A 19996-nucleotide genomic window follows, 5' to 3' on the forward strand; every position below is an offset into this window, starting at 1 on the left:
GCGAACGCGTATCGCCGGTTATTTCGCCGGGCTGGCGCCCACTCCTACAGGCCTTGGCCAGGCGTGCTCTGTGAAGCACCTTGTCGGGTCTGGTAGGAGCAAGCGCAGCCGCATGCGAAGCTCGCGAACCGATGTAGCTCACCCGATAAACAACCGATACGCCGGGTTGTCGCTCTCGTCGGTAAAGGGGCACCCGCAGTCGCTCAGCAGTTGATCAATGGCTTGCGCATCGCAGCCGTCACCTACTTCCAGCCCTAACAGCACACGGCCAGCGTCCGCGCCATGATTGCGGTAGTGGAACAGCGTGATATTGAGCCGGGGCTCAAGGGCGTTGAGGAACGCGCCGAGGGCGCCGGGGCGTTCGGGGAAGGTCAGCCGGTACAGTCGCTCTTGCAGCCCGACCGGGGCGCGGCCGCCCACGGTATGGCGCAGGTGAAGCTTGGCCAGTTCGTTATCGGTCATGTCCAGCACCGGGTAACCGTGCTCTGCCAGCTGGGTCAATAAGGCCGCGCGGGGCGCCAGGGCCGGGTCGGTTTGTACGCCAAGGAAAATCTGCCCGTTCTCACGCGCCTGGCAGCGGTAATTGAATTCGGTGATCTGGCGCTTGCCCAGTACCTCGCAAAATTCTCGTAAACTTCCGGGTCGCTCCTCGAGGGTGACCGCCAGCAGCGCCTCGCGCCCTTCACCAAGCGCGGCGCGTTCGGCCACGTGGCGCAGGCGGCTGAAGTTGATATTGGCACCGGAGTTGATCGCCACCAACACCTCGCCTCGGCAGCCATCGCGCGCTACATACCGTTTCAGCCCCGCCACTGCCAGCGCGCCGGCAGGCTCGCAGATGGCACGTGTTTCGTCATACACATCTTTGATCGCCGCGCAGATTTCGTCCGCGCTGACAGTGATCACTTCATCGACCAGGTGCTGGCACAGCTCGAAGTTGTGCTCGCCAATCCGTGCCACCGCCACCCCATCCGCGAACAGGCCAACTTCCGGGAGCACCACCGGCTCGCCCGCCGCTAGCGCCTGCTGCAGGCAGTTCGAATCGTGCGGTTCCACGCCAATGATTCGCACGTCCGGCCGCAGGTATTTCACATAGGCCGCCACGCCAGCGATCAAGCTGCCGCCGCCGACCGGTACGAAGATGGCGTCCAGGCGCCCCTGATGCTGACGAAGCATCTCCATCGCGACGGTGCCCTGGCCGGCGATCACATCCGGATCGTCGAACGGCGGCACAAAGGTGTAGCCGTGGGTTTCAGCCAGGTTCAGCGCATGAGCAAGGGCCTGAGGGAATGCATCGCCGTGGAGAATAACTTCCCCGCCACGGCTGCGAACGCCCTCGATCTTTACATCCGGCGTGGTCACCGGCATCACCACTTGGCATTTCACCCCCAGCTTCTGAGCCGCCAGGGCCAGCCCTTGAGCATGGTTACCGGCTGAGGCGGCGATCACGCCCGCCGCTCGCTGCTCCGGGCTCAGGCGAGACAGCCGCGTATAAGCCCCCCGTAGCTTGAAGGAAAACACCGGTTGAAGGTCTTCGCGCTTGAGCAACACCTGATTGCCCAACGCGGCGGAGAGGGCCGGTGCGGCTTGTAGCGGCGTTTCAATAGCCACGTCATACACGGGCGCCGAGAGAATGCGCGTCATGTAGGCACGCAGGAGCGTATCCAGGCTGCCCTGGGTAACGGCGGCAACGGCTTGCTCGGCAGGTGTGCGGGCGGGGCTGTGATTGGAGGCGCTGTGGCTGGGCATGCTGTCTCTCGGTAAGTGGGCCCGGAGACAGTGAACAACCCGCCTCGTGGGCGGGTGGGGTGCAGATGAACGCTAGCCCGCCAGTGCTGGAATGGCGGTAATAATAATGGCGGCGTTCAGGGGAAATGGTTGCATGGCAAGGAATCTAGGCTGCGGCGATATGTTCCGTCAAGCTAAAGAGCGAGCCCGGCACACGGCCGGGCTCATCTTCCTCAACGAACCTCGACCGCCAGGCTTTCAGCGATCTTGTTCTGCCAAATCGCCGGGCCGGTGATGTGCACCGACTCGCCCTGGCTATCGACCGCGACCGTGACAGGCATGTCCTTCACGTCGAACTCGTAGATCGCTTCCATGCCCAGCTCCTCGAAGGCCACCACGCGGGAGCCCTTGATGGCTTGCGCCACCAGGTAGGCAGCGCCGCCCACGGCCATCAGGTACACCGCCTTGTAGTCCTTGATGGCGTCGATCGCGGTAGGGCCACGCTCGGATTTGCCGATCATGCCCAACAGGCCGGTCTGGTCCAGGATCTGCCGGGTGAACTTGTCCATCCGGGTGGCGGTGGTGGGGCCAGCGGGGCCAACCACTTCTTCGCGAACCGGATCGACCGGGCCCACGTAGTAGATGAAGCGGCCCTTGAGGTCCACCGGCAGCGACTCGCCCTTGTTGAGCATGTCGACCATGCGCTTGTGCGCCGCGTCACGCCCGGTGAGCATCTTGCCGTTGAGCAGCAGGGTTTCGCCCGGCTTCCAGCTTTGCACGTCTTCAGGGGTGACGGTGTTCAGGTCTACGCGGCGGGCCGACGGGCCAGCTTCCCAGACGATTTCCGGGTAGGCGTCCAGGGGTGGTGCTTCCAGCGAGGCCGGGCCGGTGCCGTCGAGCACGAAGTGGGCGTGGCGGGTAGCGGCGCAGTTGGGGATCATGCACACCGGCAGCGAGGCTGCGTGGGTGGGGTAATCCATGATCTTCACGTCCAGCACGGTCGTCAGGCCACCGAGGCCCTGGGCGCCGATGCCCAGCTGGTTGACCTTCTCGAACAGCTCCAGGCGCATTTCCTCGAGGCGGTTCTGCGGGCCACGGGCCTTGAGCTCATGGATGTCGATGGGGTCCATCAACACTTCCTTGGCCATGACCGCGGCTTTTTCAGCCGTGCCGCCGATGCCGATGCCCAGCATGCCAGGTGGGCACCAGCCGGCGCCCATGGTGGGAACGGTTTTCAGCACCCAGTCCACGATCGAGTCGGACGGGTTAAGCATGGCCATTTTCGACTTGTTCTCGGAACCGCCGCCCTTGGCTGCTACATCCACTTCAACGGTGTTACCCGGCACGATGGAGTAGTGGATCACCGCCGGGGTGTTGTCCTTGGTGTTCTTGCGGCTGCCGGCCGGGTCGGCCAGGATCGAGGCGCGCAGCACGTTGTCCGGCAGGTTGTAGGCCCTGCGTACACCCTCGTTGATCATGTCGTCCACGCTCATGGTGGCGCCATCCCAACGCACGTCCATGCCCACGCGCACGAATACCGTCACGATGCCGGTGTCCTGGCAGATCGGGCGGTGGCCGGTGGCGCACATGCGGGAGTTGATCAGGATCTGAGCGATGGAATCACGTGCGGCGGGGGATTCCTCGCGCAGGTAGGCTTCGTTCATCGCCTGAATGAAATCAACGGGGTGGTAGTAGGAAATGTACTGCAGGGCATCGGCGACACTCTGAATGAGGTCGTCTTGCTTGATCACGGTCACGGGCGCGCTCCTCTTTGACACGGGAACATTCATAGCCACGCGCGGGGCACGCGGGGCGACCTCTCCAGGCTTTACCCGCAGCTGCGGGTATCCACGAGGGCAGGCGGGGGGCCAATAAAAGGCGCGGCAGTATACCTTGGCCGCGTCGGTGGTACAGCCGTGAATGAATGATCCCGTGCGGTATTCGGCGCTTGTACCGACCAGGGTGCAGGCGAGGTCGATCATCGGGCGGATGAAATTACGGTGGTCATTTTCCGCTCAGATCACTAAAGTGGCACCTTGCCATATCTGTGGTAAGGGATGGGATCCCTATGAGTACGGTGAGTCAACGAGTGACCGAACATAATCTTCAAAAGCTCTTCGTAAAGCGTTTCCTGCTGGCGGCCAGCAGCTATCTCATGATGCTGGTGCTGGTGGGCGTTGCCTTTCTGGGCGGCTATTTCGTGGGCACTACCAAGACCGTGGTAGCGGGCGGTGTGCTTGTGCTGGCGAGCCAGGCGCTGCTGGGTGCGGTGTTCTTTTCCCGCCGTAACCTGCGCTTCGCCGACCCTAGCCTCACCGAGGCGCAGATCTGGCTGGGCATCGCCTGGCAAACCTGGCTGCTCTATCACCTGGACAACGCCCGCGGGCCGTTCATGATGATTTACGTTGTGCCGCTGATGTTTGGCCTGTTCCATTTGCCGCGGGCGGTGTTCCTGCGTTGCGCGGGGTTGGTGTTCCTCAGCTTCATCGGCCTGGCCCTTTACGAGGCAGGCGAGGGAAGGCCGCTGGACCCAGGCCTGGTGGCCATTCAAGCGGCAGTCTTGTTTATCGTGCTGTTCTGGCTTTGCTTATATGCCAACTACGTTCAAGCCTCGCGGCAACGCATGCGCCAGCGGCGGTTTGCGCTGCAGGCTCACCAGGACACCTTGCGTGGAATGATGCGCCAGCTCGAAGACCTGGTCGCTACAGACGAACTGACAGGCCTGTTCAATCGCCGGCATTTCCTGCGCCTTGCCTCCCGGGAGCTGCAGGCGCTGCGCGCTGGCCACACCCACGGCCTGGCCCTGATCGACCTGGACCATTTCAAACGCATCAATGACGTGCATGGCCATGCCGCGGGTGACGCCGTGTTGCAGGGGTTTGCCCAGGTGGCTGCGGCCTGCCTGCGCGAAGGCGATGTACTGGCACGCTACGGTGGCGAAGAGTTCGTGTTGCTGATGCTCGATTCAGATGCCGAGCGCCTTACCCTGTGCTGTGAACGCCTGCGTCTGGCATTCGCCGCCACGCCGCCGGCCGAGGGGGGCGCAACCAGCCTGAGCCTGTGTGCCGGCATGACCCTGCTCACCGAAGGCGACAGGCTGGACGACGCCTTGCACCGCGCCGACAATGCCCTTTATCAGGCCAAGCGCGCCGGGCGTAACCGGTGCGTGGCCGCGTGGGAGTGTGTGGATGCCTGAGCTGACCGTGGGTAACCGGCGTTGGGAAGTCCCGACGGGGGCCTCCTTGCTGGATGCCTTGAACCGCAACGGCGTTGCCGTGCCCTCCAGTTGTCATGCCGGCCATTGCCACACCTGCCGGGTACGTTGCGTGGCCGGCCAGCCCGACGACCAGCGCCCGGACGCGCTGCCAGCTCACGAGCGCGCCATGGGCTGGCGCCTGGCGTGCCAGTGCCGGATGGTGGGCGATCTCGAGGTAGTACCGTATAACCCGAAGGTCGATGGCGTAGAGGCTCGAATCAGTGAAGTGAGCTGGCACGGCGACCTGGTGTTGCGACTGCGGGTGGTGCCGCATCGCGCGGTACGTTACCAGCCTGGCCAGCATGTGGTGCTATGGACCGAAGACGCCATCGCGCGGCCTTATTCGATCGCCAGCTTGCCCCAAGAGGCACCGTGGCTGGAATTCCACATCCAATGCGGCCGGCCCGGCGCATTCGCCGACCGCGCCCGCCAGTTCAAGGAAGGCGACTGCTTGCGGTTGGGAGAAGTGCTGGGCGGGCCGTTGCATTACGACCTGGCGTGGGAAACGCGGCCCCTGTGGTTGGTGGGCAGCGGTACCGGCCTGGCGCCACTGTGGGCCGTGCTGCGGTTTGCCCTGAACCATCATCACCGCGGGCCTATTCACGTGGTGCACATGGCGGGCGAGGGCAGCCACTACCTTTCTGCCGAACTGCACGCACTGGCTGCGCTGCATCCCAACCTTCAGGTGGATTTACGCGACACCGGGGCGCAGCTCACAGATTTGCGCCCCCCCCGGCAGACCATCGCGCTGGCCTGTGGTGCCCCGGCCATGGTCCAGGCAGTTAGCCGACGCTTGTTCATGGCCGGGCTCCCTCGCAATCAGCTGTTTACCGATACCTTCGAAAAAAACCTGAGCTAGCAGGCTCAGTTCAACAGTTCGGCAAACGCCTTATCGGCCTCCAGCACCGCGGGCAGAGCGTCGAACAGCAGGTCCAGGTCCACGCCTTTCATCAGCTCGCCGTTCAGCTCCGCCTTGGCTGCAGGCGTGGGGCCGCCGTATTTCTGCAGCTGATCGCTCACTTCGCCCGCCTGGGCAACCAGCAGCGGCAGCGGAGCGTTGCCAGGGGCCTGCTGCGGCCGAGCCTGGAAGGCGATACCGTCCTGGATCTGCTTTGGAAGGTTCCAGCGCTTGGCCAGCTCGGCGCCCACTTCAGGGTAGCCGAACCCCAGTTGCAAGGTTTCATCCGCGGCATGGGCCGGGGAGGTGGTCAAGCGGCGCGTATTGAGCCGGTCGACCATTTCCGGGGCGCCGGTCTGGATGAGCAATTCCCCGATGTTGTGCATCAAGCCGCAGGTGAAGGCAACTTCCGCATCCTGGCCGCCCTGCTTGGCCAGCACGCGAGCGATACTCGCCACCTGAAAGCTCTTGAGCCAGAACCCCTTGAGGTTGAACGACGGCGGGGCGCTGAACGCACCGGTGACGGCGCTGGCCAGCACCAGGGTACGCATGGTGTTGAAACCCAGGCGCATGGCGGCGTCTTCGATGCTGGTGGATTCCCGCGCGCCCTTGAAGCGCGCTGTATTGGCCAGCCGGAGGATCTTTGCCGAAATGACCGGATCTTTCTCGATGTTGCGCGCGATGGCTTCAAGGCTCGACGATGGATTATCGAACTGAGCGATCAGGTCCTGCGCTACCTTCGGAATACTGGGCAAACTGTGCAGCTGAGCGAACAGCTTTTCGATTTCCATGGCACCCACCTCTTCTACGACGATTCCCACAACGATAGGCAATATTTCACACCTTTGGGTTCGTCCTGTTCAGCGCGTGCGGGTTCAATCCACCTTACAGCCAGGCGCGCAGCCCATAAAACACCGCCATGCCCAGCATTACGCTGGTAAGCACGCTACGGGTGACCAGCATCAGCCCAACCGTACACAGCCCGGCCAGCAGATAGGGATTGGCAAGGGACAGGTTAAGCTGATGCTCGGGCATGAACACAATCGGCCCACAAATGGCGGTGAGCATGCCTGGAACGGCGAAGCCGAGAAAATCCTGCGCACGGCGGCCCAGGCGCACGGGCAGGCGAGGCTCAAGAAACACATAGCGGTTGAAGAACAGCACCGCGCCCATGCCGAAGATGACCATCCACACCATCATTGCCCACGCTCCATGATCTGCTTGCAGGCATACCCGGCCGCCATCGCGCTCAGGCCGGCCAGTACCAAAGCGCTTTCGAGCTGCCACAGGCTGAAAAGCACGGAACACACCAGCGCCACCGCCACACAGACCGCGGCCGGTATCGACCGCACCACGGGTGTGATCAGGGCAATGAAGGTAGCGGCGATGGAAAAGTCCAGCCCCAGGTGTTCCAGGCCAGGGATGCTCTTGCCCAACACGATGCCGGCCAATGTGCAGAGGTTCCAGGCCACATAAAACGTCAACCCCGCACCCAGGGCGTACCAGCGCTGGAAATGCTCCGGCGTTTGCTGGCTGGTCAGCGCAAACAGTTCGTCCGTGAGCAGAAAGCCCAGCCCCATGCGCCACGGCGCCTTCAAGGGCGCCACCCGTGGCCGCATGTGCATCCCATAGAGCAGGTGCTGAGAGGTGAGCAGCAGGGTAGTGATGAGGATCGACAGCGCCCCCGCACCCCCCTTGAACATACCGATGGCAACCAGTTGGGCGGCGCCGGCAAACACGATGGTGGACAACCCTTGGCTTTGCAGCGGCGTGAGGCCGGCATCCACCGCCAGCGAACCGGCCAGCAACCCCCAGGGCAGGCAGGCCAGAGAAAGAGGAAGGACAGCAACGGCGCCGCGCATGAACGCGGGGCGATGGGTGGCGGGCACTGGCATACGAGGCAGTCATGCAAAAAAATGAGCTGCCAAGGATGTCAGTTCCCGGCCGGGTTGTCTCGGCCGGATGAGTGAAGCGTTAGGTTAACGCTCACCTGCGCGCAAGCCCTTCAGGCCTGGCCCGGGGCGATGAAATCGCTGAGCAGGTCATCCCGCAGCCTGATGAAGTTACTGTCGCTGCGGTTGCGCGGGCGGGGCAGGTCGATGTTCAGTACGCGCCGGATGCGCCCCGGGTTGGGCTGCATCACCACCACGCGGTCACCCAGGAATACGGCTTCGTCCACATCGTGTGTCACCAGCACCATGGTGATGCGCTCTTTGGCCCAGATCTTCTCCAGTTCGTTCTGCAAACGGGTGCGGGTCAGGGCGTCGAGCGCGCCGAACGGTTCATCCAGCAACAACACAGACGGGCGGTTTACCAGCCCTCGGGCAATCGCGACCCGTTGCGCCATCCCGCCTGAAATTTGCTGCGGGTAGGCTTCAGCGAACGCTTCCAGGCCCACCAGCTCCAGGTGCTCGCGAACTGCCTCGGCTTTTTCCCCGGCTGACAGCGGCGAGTTCTTCAGCCCTACCGCAATGTTTTGCCTCACGGTCAGCCAGGGGAACAGACGGTGATCCTGGAACACGATGCCGCGCTCCAGGCCTGTGCCGCGAATCGGGCGGCCATCGAGCAGGATCTGCCCCTCAAAGGTGGTCGAGCCCCAGCATCAAACGCAGGAGGGTGGACTTACCGCAGCCGCTCGCCCCCACGATGCTCACGAATTCGCCAGCGCGGATATCCAGATGGATGTTCTCCAGCACCCGCAGCGCCTCGCCGGGGCGTTGCGGATTGTCAAACTGCTTGCTGACGTGGTCCAGGACCAGGCTATTGCTTTGCATCGGGCGTTCCCTCGTTTGAATCACAGATTGCCGAAGCGCCGGCTCAACCGCCGTTCGGCCAACCGGGCCAAGGCATTCAGCGCCCAGCCCACGCTGCCGATCACCACCATGCCGAACAGCACCAGGTCCATGCGAAAGTGCTCGCTGCCATCGATCAGGGTGTTACCAATCCCTTCGCCGGACACCAGCAGGTATTCCGCGCCGATGGTTGCAAGCCATGAATAGATCAAACCCAGGTAAAGGCCGGTAAAGATGGAGGGCAGCGCCGCGGGCAAGCGGACCTCCACCAAGGTTTGCCAGCGGGTATAGCCGTACACACGGGCGACCTCCAGCAGTGCTGGCGACACTTTTCGCAAACCATCCCGGGTGTTCACCGCTACAGGTACCAGCGCGGCAAGGGAAAGGAACACCACCTTGGCCACATCACCCAAGCCAAACCACACCGAAATGAGCGGTATCCATGCAAACAGCGATACCTGCTTGAAGGTATTGAAGCTAGGGCCCACCAAGCGTTGCGCCAAGGCAGAAAGGCCCAGCACGGCGCCCAGCGCCAGCCCGCCGACGGTGCCGATGGCAAAGCCGCTGAGGTCGCGCGCCAGGCTGGCGGCCAAGGCCCTTGCCAGGCGGCCGCTGCTCAGTTCGGCCCACGCCGTGCTGGCAACCTGCTGGGGCGAGACCAGCAAGGGCGAATCGCTCCAGCCTTGGCTACACGCCAGCCACCACAGGCCGATGGCGGCGATAGGCACTACCCAGCCTCGCTGCCTGCCGCTGTTCAAAGGTAATGGCTGCGCCAGGCTGCTCATGTCGGTTGCCCTCGGGTAATACGGCGTTCGAGCACATCGAAACCACGGTCGATCATCAGGCCCACGGCGCCCACCACAACTACGGCGGCCATTACCAGGTCCAGCTGGAACAGCTGGCGGCCGTAGACGATCAGGTAACCCAGGCCTTCGCTGGACGCCACAAGCTCAACCACCACTAGCGACAGCCAGGCTTTGGTAAACCCCAACCGCAGCCCGGTGAACAGCGGCGTCATGGCTGCCGGCAGCACCACATGGAGCACCAGTTGGCGGCGGCTGAAGCCATACGCCTGGCCCACTTCCAGCAGCCGCGGCGGTGCCTGAGCGAAGGCTTGCAGCGTGGCCAGCGTGACCGGTACCAAGGCAGCCTTGGCGATCAATGCATATTTGAGCGGCTCGCCGATCCCGAACAGCAACAGTGCAAAGGGTAACCACCCCAGCACGGGTATCTGCACCAGCAGGTTGAACGTGGGCAGCAGATAGTCGCGCGCGGGCTTCCATAGCCCCATCGCCGCGCCCAGCGACAGCCCAAGCACTGCTCCTGCAGCAAAGCCGACCAACACGCGCTGCAGGCTGGCACTGGCGTTTACCCACAAGTCCCCGCTGCGCACGAGGTCGGCCAGGGTTTCCCAGACGTAACGCGGCGCTGGCAGCACTTGTTCGGACACCCACCCCTGCGTCACGCCCATTTGCCATACCGCCAACAAGGCAATGGGCAACAGCCATGGCAAAGCATGCTGGCCAAGGCGCCATTGGCGTAGGGCACGTGTGGGGCGGCCCAGTGCGCCGGCTGCGGGGAGTTCAGCGGTGTGAACGCTAGCCTGGCTCATGGCTGGCCTCCTTGGGCGCCGGGGCGCTCGCGGTAGCGGCAGTGCTTTCAGCCTGCTTGCCATCTAGCGCCCAGGCCGTCCAGAAGCCTTGCAGCCCCTTGGCTTTCAGGGCCGCGTCGAGGTAACGGGGCTCGAACCAGCCCTCTACGCTTACCGGCCTGCGTATGAGCTTTTCCTTGAAGGCCTGGTCCGCCACGGCCTGGTAGCGGTCCCGTACAAACCCATCGAGCAGCGGTGACAGCCGGGTTTTCACGGACTGCCCACGGTAGTCCGCTTCCCAAGAGGCTAGCGGCGCACCCGATTTGGCCCACTCCTCGAACACCGCTTGCTGATTTTCCGGCTGGCTGGACCAACGCGCAGCGTCCACCAATGTATCCACTACCTTCTGTACTTCGGTGGCGTGCTCCTTCTCGTAAGCGGCGCGTACCAGCAGGGCGGTTTGCCGGGTAAAGCGCGGGTCCTGCTCGGCGTTGTCATAAATGATGTCCACCAGGCCTTGGTCTCGCAGCTTGAACAGCTCAAAGCCACCAAACGCGGCATCCACGCCTTTGGCGGCCAGCGCGGCCTGGGTGCTGCCGTTGTCCAGGTTGATCACTTTCAGGTCCCGCTCGGTGAGGCCCTGGGTGGCTAACACGTTGATCGCTACCAGGTGGCCGTTCGTCCCGCGGAAAATCGCCACCTTCTTGCCCTTGAGGTCCGCCAGCGTATGGATGTCCGAGCCCTTGGGCACGGCCACGTACACGTTGGAGCGCGTTCCGATTGCGGCCAGCAGGTGAGTGTCCAGGCCATTGGCCCGGGCCACCACTTGTGGCAGGTCGCCTTCGTATGCAAAGTCGATCTGCTGGTTGGACAATGCCTCGTTCACCGCCGGCCCTGCACCTTTGAAGAAGAACCACTGCACTTCGGTGCCCGTGCCTTCGAAGGCTTTCTCCAACAGGTTCTGGTTGCGAGCGATGCTCAGGCTGGACGCGCCAAAGGTCACCGGATCGCCGCCCCCCGCGCTGGCCACGCCAATGCGCAATACGTCGGCCTGGGCCATCCCCATGCTCACGCCCATCGCCAGCGCCAGCGCGGTCAAGCGGGACAGTAAACCTGAAGTGTGCGTTGCCATGGTGCGTCCTCCTTGCTTGCGATCAGGCGGCCAGGTGTTTTTTGTCGGCTTCGGTGCGTGGCGAGCGTGCCTGTGGGCTCGGCTTTAGCGCGCGGCTGTGCTGGCCGTCGATGCTGACAGGGATGTCCCCGGCGATGGTGGTGCGGCGCACGATGCGCTGGGCATCGCCGTAATCGTTGACGGCAATGTGCTGAGTGGCGCGGTTGTCCCAGATGGCCACATCGCCGGCCTGCCAGCGCCAGCGCACGGTATTGTTCAGGTCGGTAATGCGTTGATGGAACAGCTCGAACAAATGTTTGGAGTCGGCCTTGCTCACCCCTTTGAAGTGCTTCACGAAGTGCCCCAGCAAGAGGGCCCGTTCGCCGGTTTCGGGATGTACATGCACCAACGGGTGTTCGGTTTCGTATTCCTGGGCGGTAAATTCTTCCCGGTACCGCTTCAGCGCTGCCTCGGTGGCGTGCTGCGGGGCCACGTAGTCGTACAGGTTGCTGTGCACGGCCCAGAGGGTATCCGCCAGTTGCCGCAGCGGGATCGGAAGGGCCTCGTAGGCGGTGGCGGTATTGGCCCACACGGTATCGCCGCCGTAGGGCGGAATCACCACCCCCCGCAGGATTGAGATCTTCGGGAAGTCCGTCACGAAGGTCACGTCGGTGTGCCAGGAATTGGCGCGCGCTTCCTTCGAATCCAGGTTCAGTACGGCGTGGGTGTCGCCGGCGGAGCGCACGGTGGGGTGGGGTACCTGTTCGCCAAACAGGCGGGAAAAGCGTTCTTGCTCGCTGTCGGTCAACGCCTGGTCGCGGAAAAACAACACCTTGTGACGGAGCAGGGCCTGGTGGATTTCACTGAACACCTCTGCGCCCAGATCGCCGCTGAGAGTCACCCCCGAAACCTGTGCGCCAAGCTTGCCTGCAACCGGTTGTATGCTTATAGCCATTTCGTCACTCCTGTGGTGGGTGACCCTAGGTTATATGCATAACAGGATAAGGTTCCAAGGCCGATTGTTCATATCCATATGGCCATGGGCGGTTCTATGGTTAGACCCGGTAGCAGTAATTCGCTGTTACACCGAGGCGCAACCTTGGCACTATTTAACGCTCAGATAAGCGCTGACCCCTAGGTTGCCGCCGTGCACCGCCGCTCACAGGACCCCTTGATGCCTTACCGCCCCCACAGAAGAACCTTTGTCAAAAGCCTCGCGGCCTTGGGCGTGGCCGGATATACCGGCGCATGGCGCACGCCGGGCTGGGCGGCACTGGCCCCCGCTACCGGCCTCACGGAGCTCAGCGGCGATACCTTCGAGCTGTTTATCGAGCAGCAGCAGGTGACCCTGGGCGGTGAGCAGCGCCGCGCGCTCACCATCAACGGCGGCGTGCCTGGGCCGTTGTTGCGCTGGCGCGAAGGGGACACCGTAACCCTGCGGGTGCACAACCGCCTTGACGAACCCACGTCGCTTCACTGGCATGGCATTGTGCTGCCGGCCAACATGGACGGCGTGCCCGGGTTGAGCTTTCACGGCATCGCGCCGGGGGGGATGTACGAATACCGCTTCAAGGTCCGCCAGCACGGCACCTACTGGTACCACAGCCATTCCGAGTTTCAGGAGCAGATCGGCGTGTACGGGCCACTGGTGATCGAGCCTCGGGAGGCTACCCAACCAGCGATTCGAGAACAGGTGATGATGCTCACCGACTGGACCGACCAGGATCCGGCACGCATCTTTGCCCGGTTGAAAAAAGAGCCCGGTTATTACAACCAGAACCAGCGCACCCTGGGTGATTTCATTCACGATGCCGGGCAGCACGGCTTGGGTAATACCCTGCGCGAACGCTGGATGTGGGCGCGGATGCGCATGGACCCTACAGACCTTGCGGACGTTACCGGCCAGGCCTACACCTACCTGGTGAACGGCCGGGCGCCCGACGACAACTTCACCGCCCTGTTCGCCCCTGGCCAGCCGCTGCGGCTGCGCTTTATCAACGGCAGCGCGATGACCTATTTCGACGTGCGCATTCCCGGGCTGAAGATGACCGTGGTGGCGGCCGACGGCCAGCCCGTGCAGCCGGTGAGCGTGGACGAGTTCCGCATCGCCGTGGCCGAAACACTCGACGTACTGGTGCAGCCCGAAGCAGAAGGGCCGTACACCGTGTTCGCCCAGGCCATGGACCGCAGCGGCTATGCCCGTGCAACGCTAGGCACCCGCCCGGGCGTGGCCGCGTCGGTACCAGAACTCGATGCCCCCGTAGTGCTGGGGATGGCAGACATGGGGATGGGCCACGGTGCCATGGCGGGCATGGAGCACGGCGGGCATGCCGGCATGAACATGCCACAGGCTGAGCAACCGCGGCATCCTCCAACCGAGCAGGGCAACCCCTTGGTGGATATGCAAGCCATGACGCCTACCCCTCGGCTGAGCGACCCGGGTATCGGCCTGCGCGACAACGGCCGCCGTGTGCTCACCTACGCAGACCTGCGCAGCACCTTCGCCGACCCGGATGGGCGTGAGCCCAGCCGCACGCTGGAACTGCACCTTACCGGGCACATGGACAAGTTCGTGTGGGCGTTCGATGGCGTAAAGGCAAATGATGCTGAACCCATCCGGCTCAGATACGGCGAGCGCGTGCGCATTGTGCTGGTCAACGACACCATGATGGCGCATCCCATCCACCTTCATGGCATGTGGAGCGACCTTGAAGACGAAGAAGGGGAGTTTCTGGTGCGCAAGCACACCATCGACGTACCCCCCGGCACGCGCCGCAGCTACCGGGTAAGCGCCGATGCGCTGGGCCGCTGGGCCTATCACTGCCACATGCTCTATCACATGGAAGCGGGCATGTTCCGCGAGGTGCGCGTTGATGAATAAGGCCCTGTTTGCGCTGATGCTTGGCCTGTGTGCCGCCCCTGCGCTGGCCATGGAAGACATGCCCGGGATGGACCACCGCAGTATGCAAGGCATGGAGGGTATGGACCACGGCAGCATGAACCATGGTGCGCCGTCGACCGCCACACCAGCCACGCCGCCCACCTTGCCCGCCCCGACCGCCTCAGAGCGCGCCGCGGCCTTTCCCGAAGTAACAGGGCACGCCCTGCACGACAGCGACTTGCACGCCTATTGGCTGTTCGACCGGCTGGAGTACCAGAAGGCCGACGAAGGCACCGCGCTGGCGTGGGATGCCGAAGGTTGGGTAGGGGGCGATATCAACCGCTTGTGGCTGCGCTCCCAGGGCGAACGCACTAACGGCCATACCGAGAATGCCGAACTGCAGGCCTTGTATGGCCACGCGGTGACGCCGTGGTGGACGGTAGTAGGTGGCGTGCGCCAGGATTTCAAACCCGAATCACCGCAAACCTGGGCAGCGTTTGGCATTCAGGGCGAGCCCTTGGCAGACCTGGACACCGAAGCCACCCTGTACCTGGGGGAAAACAGCCAGTCTTCGTTGCGCCTGGAAGGCGATTACGACCTGCCGCTCACCAGCTCGCTCATCCTGCAACCGCGTATGGAAGCGAATTTCTTCAGCCGCAACGACCCGGTGCGCCAACAGGGCAGTGGTTTGTCCACGCTGGAAGCCGGGTTGCGCCTTCGCTACGAAATCATCCCCGAGGTGGCGCCGTACATTGGTGTGAACTGGACCAGGAGCTACGGCCGCACCGCCGATTACGCCCGCGAAGAAGGCGACGACGCCCAGGAAGCCCGCTTGGTGGTAGGCGTGAGGCTGTGGTACTGACCCCACGCTGTGGGAGCCGAAGGCGGAGCTCGCGAATAAGGGCGAAGATCAATGCTTCGTCTGCAACTCGTAATAGGTCACACGGCCGCCTTCGGTGGTGTAGCCGCTGTGGTCAAGGGTGTAGTTGCCGGCCTTGAAGAAGAACGAGTAAGGCTTCCACTTGCTGTCCAGGGTCACCTTGGTAACCACGCCGTTGACGGTCGCGGTGAGCACGCCGGTGTTGGCCATCTGAATGTTGTAGGTGAAAGGCTGGCCCAACGGCACATTCTTGAAGGTGTAGATGATCGGCGATTTGTCGTCGCCCGGTTTGGTGCGCCAGGTGATGTCCACGTTGCCGACGCCCTTGGCGAAGCGGTATTGCAGTTTGAGCAGGGGAGAGTCTGCATCCTTCGCGTGGATCTGCGCAACGATCACCTTGCCTTCCGACGGCACTTGCGTCACCGCAACCTTGCCACTGATGGCGTTGGTGCCGCTGTTCCACTTCCAGTTGCGCTGGCTGCCGCTTTTGTTCACTTCACGCATTTCACTGCGGGGATAGTGGCTGCTGCCCGATTGCGCACCTGTCACAGGTGCCCAGAATACAAGCGTGCCGCCGGTGTTCTGAAAATACGGGTTGCTGAACGTGCTGAGCCTGGCCGCCGCGACCTCCTGAGCCGGGGTACCAACAGGCAGGATAAGGTCCCAAACGCTTAGATCGATCATAGTGGCCATCCGCAGAAAATGAGTGAGTAGGGCCTTTGTCGAATACCGTAGGATCCGAAAGGCGATAACTGGCTATCTGCCGTTAATGGGCCAGCTTGATGACCGTTCGGCGGCTGGGCGAGTTAGCGCAACCGTGGCCGTTACGCGCCTGTGGCAAAGCCAGGCGGTGGGGCTACGCTCTCTGGCACAGCCGCCGTCGCGCGGTACATCTGCCTGAAAAAAGTGCCATTAAATAGCCACTTACTTGACGCTTGGCAGGTATCATTCGCCCCTTGAACCCAGGCGCCAGCTGCCTTCGGGTGCCTGTGAGGGATCACGATGAACGACAGAACCGCGCCCACGCATCCTCAATATGATGCCGAGCAGAAACGTGTGGACGTGCGCCGCGAGCAGCTCGGGTTGCCGCCCGAGGGTCGCAATTGGGCACTGGCGCTGTCGGGTGGCGGTATTCGCAGTGCAACCTTTTCATTGGGCGTACTTCAGGCGCTGACTCGCGCGCCCGCACCAGCCAATCGCTCCAACGGAGCCTCCTCGGGGCCGGCAGCACGCTTGCTCCCTTATTTCGATTACCTCTCGACTGTCAGTGGCGGCGGCTATATCGGCGCATTCTTCACCAGCCTGTTCATCCCCGGCCGGTTGAGCCAGCGGGAGATGGGCAAGGGCGAAAGCAGCCTGCACCCGTCGCAAACCCCCCGGGCAGCAGCGGACCAGGCCTACGAAGTGCTCGAGTTCGAACCGCCGGAGCGCATCCATTCTTCCCGTGACTATGCGCGCGGCCCCGCAGGTAGGGGCCCGCTGGGCTGGCTGCGGGAAAACGGCCGCTACCTGTCGCCTGCAGGGGCAGGGGATATCTTCTACGTGCTCGCCACCACGCTGCGCAACCTGCTGTCGGTGCACTTTGTGATCGGCATGCCCCTGCTGTGCCTGCTGGCCATGGTGGCGCTGCTTAAGCTGGGTATTGCCGGGCCATTGTGCCAATCCCTGGCTATACCGCTGGCCACTGATAGTGGCTTCTGCTCGGCGGTGCTTGCTGATTTGCCGGGGCCTTTCGCGCTGTGCCCCTTGGCCACCGAGGCCCAACTGGTACCGTTGGCGACCTGCCCGGGTGTCGCCACCAGCCATGCGCTGCCGTTGGGGAATGCGCTGTGGTGGCTACCGTTGCTGTGGGCCTTTGCCGCCGTATTGCCGTTGCTGGCGGCCTATTGGCTTGCCTGCCCACGTGACAGCGTGAGCGAGCCGGTGCGCCTGGTGAACTGGGGCAGCGTGGCCATGATGATCGTTGCCGCAGTCACCGGAGGCGTGGCCGCCAGCTCGGCGCCTTTGGGTTGGCCCAGCAGTTTCGGCTCTGCCCTGGGGCTTATCAGCGGTGTGCTGTGGTTATCGCTGCTTGCCTTTGGATTCCAGGCGCTCACGCTGCCCAAGCGTGCGCATAACGATGGCGCCGACAACAGCGTGCGCAACTATCGCATCCAGATTACCCGTAGCCTGGCGCAGCACCTGATTGTTGTGCTCGGGCTGGTGTTATTGGCGACCGTGGACAGCCTCACTGCGGCCGCGTACCGCGCGCTGCTGGGATTGAACCTGGCGCAGCTGTCGCTGGCCGTTGTCGGCCCGGCGTTGATCGCGGTAGTGCGCAAGGTCGCCAGCTTCACCGACGACAAGGCGCTGCCCGGCTGGGTCAGTAAGTTGCCACTGGGGATAATCGCCGGCGTGGCGGGTGTGGCCATCCTGTTGTTCGTCGCGGTGCTCTGGGACTTGATCGTTTATTGGGCACAGGCCGAGGCGCTGCCCTTCGGGTATACCACGGCGGCGTGGTGCCTCGCCGCGCTGGCATTGGGTGCACTGCTGTTGGCCATCTGCACCGGGCAGTTCATGGGGTTCATCAACCTGTCTTCACTTCAAAGCTTTTACTCCAGCCGCCTGGCCCGGACCTACCTGGGCGCGTCCAACGGCCTGCGCTTTCGATACGCGGGCCAGCGTGGCAACCCTTTGCTGAGCGTGACCGATGCGATCAAGGGCGACGACTTGCAGCTGGACGAGTTCTACGCGGCTCATTGCGCGCCGCTGCACCTGATCAACGTTACCTTGAACATTACCGTGGACCCCGCCGAACAACTGGTGCAGCGGGACCGCAAAGGCAAGCCACTGTGCGTGGCGCCCGGCATCCCCGGTGCAAGCCAGGGCGGCGGTGCCAGCTTTATCCTGGATGGCGTGTATCGCCAACGCCTTGCGCCTCGGCCGATACTCAGCGAGCTGAACCAGCCGTTGAGTGTGTCCTATTGGATCGGTACGTCTGGCGCCGCGTTCACCACGGGCCTGGGCCGCGCGACCAGCCTTGGCACATCACTGGCATTGGGGCTGGCCAATATCCGCCTGGGCACCTGGTGGCCCAGCGCGTTCGCCGAACGCACGCCTGGTGGCGAAAACCTCCGCCCGGGGGACGCGCCTGCGCGGCAAACCGCTTCGCTGTGGCTGTCCAGAGGCTTCAAGACCCAGACCTACCTGATGTACGAAATGACCGCCCACTTCCACGGCTTGCGCCGGGAGTACCAGTACTTGTCCGATGGGGGCCACTTCGAAAATACCGCCGTGTACGAATTGCTGCGCACCCGCCGGGACATCGACCTGATCGTAGGCTGCGACAATGGCTGTGATCCCGATTACCGTTTCGATGACCTGGCCAATCTCATCCGCCTGGCGCGCATCGACCAGGCCGTGGAGCTGGAAGTCGATAACCGCGTACGCGACAACGCCATCCTCGCGCCGTACTTTGCCAACCCATGCGACTTCAATAAGCCTGTGGAAGGCCACGATCGTCGCTGTGCGGTGTTGCTCAACGCCTGGCAGGTAGGTGAAGACGGCGAGCGGCGGTTCCAGGCTCGGGTGTTGTTGCTCAAGCCGCGGCTGATTGAAGGCTTGCCGGCGGACGTCTACAACTACGCCGCCCTCAGCCCCACGTTCCCCAACGAAAGCACCGCTGACCAGTTCTTCGACGAGGCCCAGTTCGAAAGCTATCGGCAGTTGGGCCTGCATATTGGCCAAAGCCTGTTTGGTGGGCGAAGCGACACTCAACATTCGGTGGCCAAGGCCTTGTGGGAGTACCTGGGCACGCACCCGAACGCAGGGTAAGGCTGTGGCGGCATCAGGGTTCACACTGCTCGATCACCCGAACCGGCCTAACCCCTGTACATCGGCGCGGCGGCCCGCATAATCGTTCCCCCATTTGTGTTGGAACGTTCTGTTATGCAAGCCGCTAAACCCGTCGATGGTCTGGCCGTTGGGCTGATGGCCGTACTTTGCGCGATCTGGGGCTTTCAGCAGGTCACTCTGAAAGCCGCCGCCCCGGACGTGGCTCCGGTGTTCCAGCTGGCGCTGCGGTCAGGCGGGGCAGCCCTGCTGGTGATACTGCTGATGACGCTGCGGCGTGAATGGCGGTACACCGTGCCTGGGTCGTGGCGGCCCGGCCTGGCAGTGGGCGGGTTGTTCGCGCTGGAGTTTCTGCTGGTCGGGGAGGGGCTGCGCTACACCACGGCCTCTCACATGGTGGTGTTTCTCTATACCGCGCCCATCTTCGCTGCCCTTGGTTTGCATTATTTCCTCCCGCATGAACGGCTCAATGCCGTGCAGTGGCTGGGGATTCTTGTCGCATTCGCCGGCACCGCGGTGGCTTTTTCCGGGAAGCTCTTCGAGAGCGGCGGTGGGCAACAGCTATGGGGCGATGCCCTGGGATTGCTCGGCGCTGTTGCATGGGCGGCTACAACCCTGACTGCGCGCTGCACCCGCTTGGCGACCGCGAGGGTTTCACTGGTGTTGCTGTACCAGCTGGTCGGTGCTTTCGTTCTGTTGTTCGCGGCCAGCCTGTTCTCCGGGCAGGCGCATTTCAACCCTACCCCCATTGCGGTCGCCAGTCTCACGTTCCAAACGCTGGTGGTGTCCTTCGGTAGCTTCCTGGCGTGGTTCTGGTTGCTGGGCAATTACCTGGCGTCCCGGGTGGGCGTATTGTCATTCATGACCCCCCTGTTTGGTGTGGTGTTTGGCGTGGTGCTGCTAGGCGAGCCGCTGGAGCCGGCCTTTGTGGTCGGGGCGGCGCTGGTAATGGCCGGCATCCTGTTGGTGAGTGGTCACGAGTACCTGCGCCGCCGAGCGACCGGCCTGCGCTCAAACATCCGTTAACAAAC

Annotated in this window: 16 protein-coding genes and 1 pseudogene; 6 read left to right on the forward strand and 11 right to left on the reverse strand. The window is 63.3% G+C overall.

Annotated elements, in window-relative coordinates:
• Positions 1-138 precede the first annotated feature (138 nt).
• Positions 139-1641 carry a threonine ammonia-lyase, biosynthetic gene (gene ilvA, locus LG385_RS02035; RefSeq protein WP_413247350.1) on the reverse strand — a complete coding sequence of 501 codons (1503 nt, stop codon included), beginning with the start codon at positions 1639-1641 and terminating at the stop codon, positions 139-141.
• Between the two features lie 317 nt (positions 1642-1958).
• Positions 1959-3482, reverse strand: a complete 1524-nt coding sequence (locus LG385_RS02040; RefSeq protein WP_225772011.1) for a fumarate hydratase — start codon at positions 3480-3482, stop codon at positions 1959-1961.
• Positions 3483-3814: 332 nt separating this feature from the next.
• Here LG385_RS02040 and LG385_RS02045 point away from each other — a divergent pair, with 332 nt between their 5' ends.
• Complete coding sequence (locus LG385_RS02045; protein WP_225772013.1) at positions 3815-4921, forward strand: sensor domain-containing diguanylate cyclase; 1107 nt, start codon at positions 3815-3817, stop codon at positions 4919-4921.
• The gene (locus LG385_RS02050; protein WP_225772014.1) at positions 4914-5840 is read left to right on the forward strand and encodes an iron-sulfur-binding ferredoxin reductase; all 927 of its coding nucleotides are present in this window, start codon (positions 4914-4916) and stop codon (positions 5838-5840) included. The genes LG385_RS02045 and LG385_RS02050 overlap by 8 nt, the downstream gene beginning before the upstream one ends.
• A 5-nt stretch (positions 5841-5845) precedes the next feature.
• Here LG385_RS02050 and LG385_RS02055 read toward each other — a convergent pair whose 3' ends face one another.
• The 8 genes and pseudogenes from LG385_RS02055 to LG385_RS02090 form a co-directional block, all read right to left on the reverse strand.
• A complete protein-coding gene (locus LG385_RS02055) occupies positions 5846-6670 on the reverse strand; it encodes an HDOD domain-containing protein (protein WP_225772017.1) in 825 nt (274 codons plus the stop codon).
• 94 nt (positions 6671-6764) lie between these two features.
• A complete protein-coding gene (locus LG385_RS02060; RefSeq protein WP_181111758.1) occupies positions 6765-7076 on the reverse strand; it encodes an AzlD domain-containing protein in 312 nt (103 codons plus the stop codon).
• A complete protein-coding gene (locus LG385_RS02065) occupies positions 7076-7774 on the reverse strand; it encodes an AzlC family ABC transporter permease (protein WP_181111306.1) in 699 nt (232 codons plus the stop codon). The genes LG385_RS02060 and LG385_RS02065 overlap by 1 nt, the downstream gene beginning before the upstream one ends.
• 110 nt (positions 7775-7884) lie before the next feature.
• Positions 7885-8653, reverse strand: a pseudogene (locus LG385_RS02070) (ABC transporter ATP-binding protein).
• A 20-nt stretch (positions 8654-8673) separates the two neighbouring features.
• Positions 8674-9456, reverse strand: coding sequence for an ABC transporter permease (locus LG385_RS02075; RefSeq protein WP_225772018.1), 783 nt, complete (start codon positions 9454-9456; stop codon positions 8674-8676).
• On the reverse strand, positions 9453-10283 hold the full coding sequence (locus LG385_RS02080) for an ABC transporter permease (RefSeq protein ID WP_225772020.1): 831 nt from the start codon (positions 10281-10283) through the stop codon (positions 9453-9455). Before LG385_RS02080 ends, LG385_RS02075 begins: the two co-directional genes overlap by 4 nt.
• The gene (locus LG385_RS02085) at positions 10270-11394 is read right to left on the reverse strand and encodes an ABC transporter substrate-binding protein (RefSeq protein ID WP_225772022.1); all 1125 of its coding nucleotides are present in this window, start codon (positions 11392-11394) and stop codon (positions 10270-10272) included. Before LG385_RS02085 ends, LG385_RS02080 begins: the two co-directional genes overlap by 14 nt.
• Before the next feature lie 22 nt (positions 11395-11416).
• Positions 11417-12328: a TauD/TfdA dioxygenase family protein gene (locus tag LG385_RS02090; protein WP_225772024.1), complete on the reverse strand. Its 912-nt coding sequence runs from the start codon at positions 12326-12328 to the stop codon at positions 11417-11419.
• Between the two features lie 219 nt (positions 12329-12547).
• On the opposite strand from LG385_RS02090, the gene LG385_RS02095 reads away from it, so the two are divergent.
• Both LG385_RS02095 and LG385_RS02100 read left to right on the forward strand, forming a co-directional pair.
• Positions 12548-14254 (forward strand): copper resistance system multicopper oxidase, encoded by a 1707-nt coding sequence (locus tag LG385_RS02095; RefSeq protein WP_225772026.1) that lies wholly within the window; start codon positions 12548-12550, stop codon positions 14252-14254.
• The gene (locus tag LG385_RS02100) at positions 14247-15116 is read left to right on the forward strand and encodes a copper resistance protein B (RefSeq protein ID WP_225772028.1); all 870 of its coding nucleotides are present in this window, start codon (positions 14247-14249) and stop codon (positions 15114-15116) included. Before LG385_RS02095 ends, LG385_RS02100 begins: the two co-directional genes overlap by 8 nt.
• Before the next feature lie 48 nt (positions 15117-15164).
• On the opposite strand, the gene LG385_RS02105 is transcribed toward LG385_RS02100, so the two are convergent.
• Positions 15165-15818 carry a polysaccharide lyase family 7 protein gene (locus LG385_RS02105; RefSeq protein WP_225772031.1) on the reverse strand — a complete coding sequence of 218 codons (654 nt, stop codon included), beginning with the start codon at positions 15816-15818 and terminating at the stop codon, positions 15165-15167.
• A gap of 318 nt (positions 15819-16136) precedes the next feature.
• Between LG385_RS02105 and LG385_RS02110 the strand changes: the two genes are divergently transcribed.
• Together LG385_RS02110 and LG385_RS02115 are read left to right on the forward strand one after the other, a co-directional pair.
• Positions 16137-18947: a patatin-like phospholipase family protein gene (locus LG385_RS02110; RefSeq protein ID WP_225772033.1), complete on the forward strand. Its 2811-nt coding sequence runs from the start codon at positions 16137-16139 to the stop codon at positions 18945-18947.
• A 114-nt stretch (positions 18948-19061) separates the two neighbouring features.
• On the forward strand, positions 19062-19991 hold the full coding sequence (locus LG385_RS02115) for a DMT family transporter (RefSeq protein ID WP_225772035.1): 930 nt from the start codon (positions 19062-19064) through the stop codon (positions 19989-19991).
• The last annotated feature ends 5 nt before the right edge of the window (positions 19992-19996 follow it).

It is taken from the genome of Pseudomonas sp. Marseille-Q5115 (assembly GCF_916618905.1).
Classification (GTDB): domain Bacteria; phylum Pseudomonadota; class Gammaproteobacteria; order Pseudomonadales; family Pseudomonadaceae; genus Aquipseudomonas; species Aquipseudomonas japonica_A.

Excerpts from the sequence above, each read along its gene's own strand:
- ilvA (WP_413247350.1), bottom strand. The coding sequence starts at position 1,641 with ATGACGCGCATTCTCTCGGCGCCCGTGTATGACGTGGCTATTGAAACG.
- LG385_RS02050 (WP_225772014.1), top strand. The coding sequence starts at position 4,914 with ATGCCTGAGCTGACCGTGGGTAACCGGCGTTGGGAAGTCCCGACGGGG.
- LG385_RS02055 (WP_225772017.1), bottom strand. The coding sequence starts at position 6,670 with ATGGAAATCGAAAAGCTGTTCGCTCAGCTGCACAGTTTGCCCAGTATT.
- LG385_RS02060 (WP_181111758.1), bottom strand. The coding sequence starts at position 7,076 with ATGGTGTGGATGGTCATCTTCGGCATGGGCGCGGTGCTGTTCTTCAAC.
- LG385_RS02065 (WP_181111306.1), bottom strand. The coding sequence starts at position 7,774 with ATGCCAGTGCCCGCCACCCATCGCCCCGCGTTCATGCGCGGCGCCGTT.
- LG385_RS02075 (WP_225772018.1), bottom strand. The coding sequence starts at position 9,456 with ATGAGCAGCCTGGCGCAGCCATTACCTTTGAACAGCGGCAGGCAGCGA.
- LG385_RS02080 (WP_225772020.1), bottom strand. The coding sequence starts at position 10,283 with ATGAGCCAGGCTAGCGTTCACACCGCTGAACTCCCCGCAGCCGGCGCA.
- LG385_RS02085 (WP_225772022.1), bottom strand. The coding sequence starts at position 11,394 with ATGGCAACGCACACTTCAGGTTTACTGTCCCGCTTGACCGCGCTGGCG.
- LG385_RS02090 (WP_225772024.1), bottom strand. The coding sequence starts at position 12,328 with ATGGCTATAAGCATACAACCGGTTGCAGGCAAGCTTGGCGCACAGGTT.
- LG385_RS02095 (WP_225772026.1), top strand. The coding sequence starts at position 12,548 with ATGCCTTACCGCCCCCACAGAAGAACCTTTGTCAAAAGCCTCGCGGCC.
- LG385_RS02100 (WP_225772028.1), top strand. The coding sequence starts at position 14,247 with ATGAATAAGGCCCTGTTTGCGCTGATGCTTGGCCTGTGTGCCGCCCCT.
- LG385_RS02105 (WP_225772031.1), bottom strand. The coding sequence starts at position 15,818 with ATGATCGATCTAAGCGTTTGGGACCTTATCCTGCCTGTTGGTACCCCG.
- LG385_RS02110 (WP_225772033.1), top strand. The coding sequence starts at position 16,137 with ATGAACGACAGAACCGCGCCCACGCATCCTCAATATGATGCCGAGCAG.
- LG385_RS02115 (WP_225772035.1), top strand. The coding sequence starts at position 19,062 with ATGCAAGCCGCTAAACCCGTCGATGGTCTGGCCGTTGGGCTGATGGCC.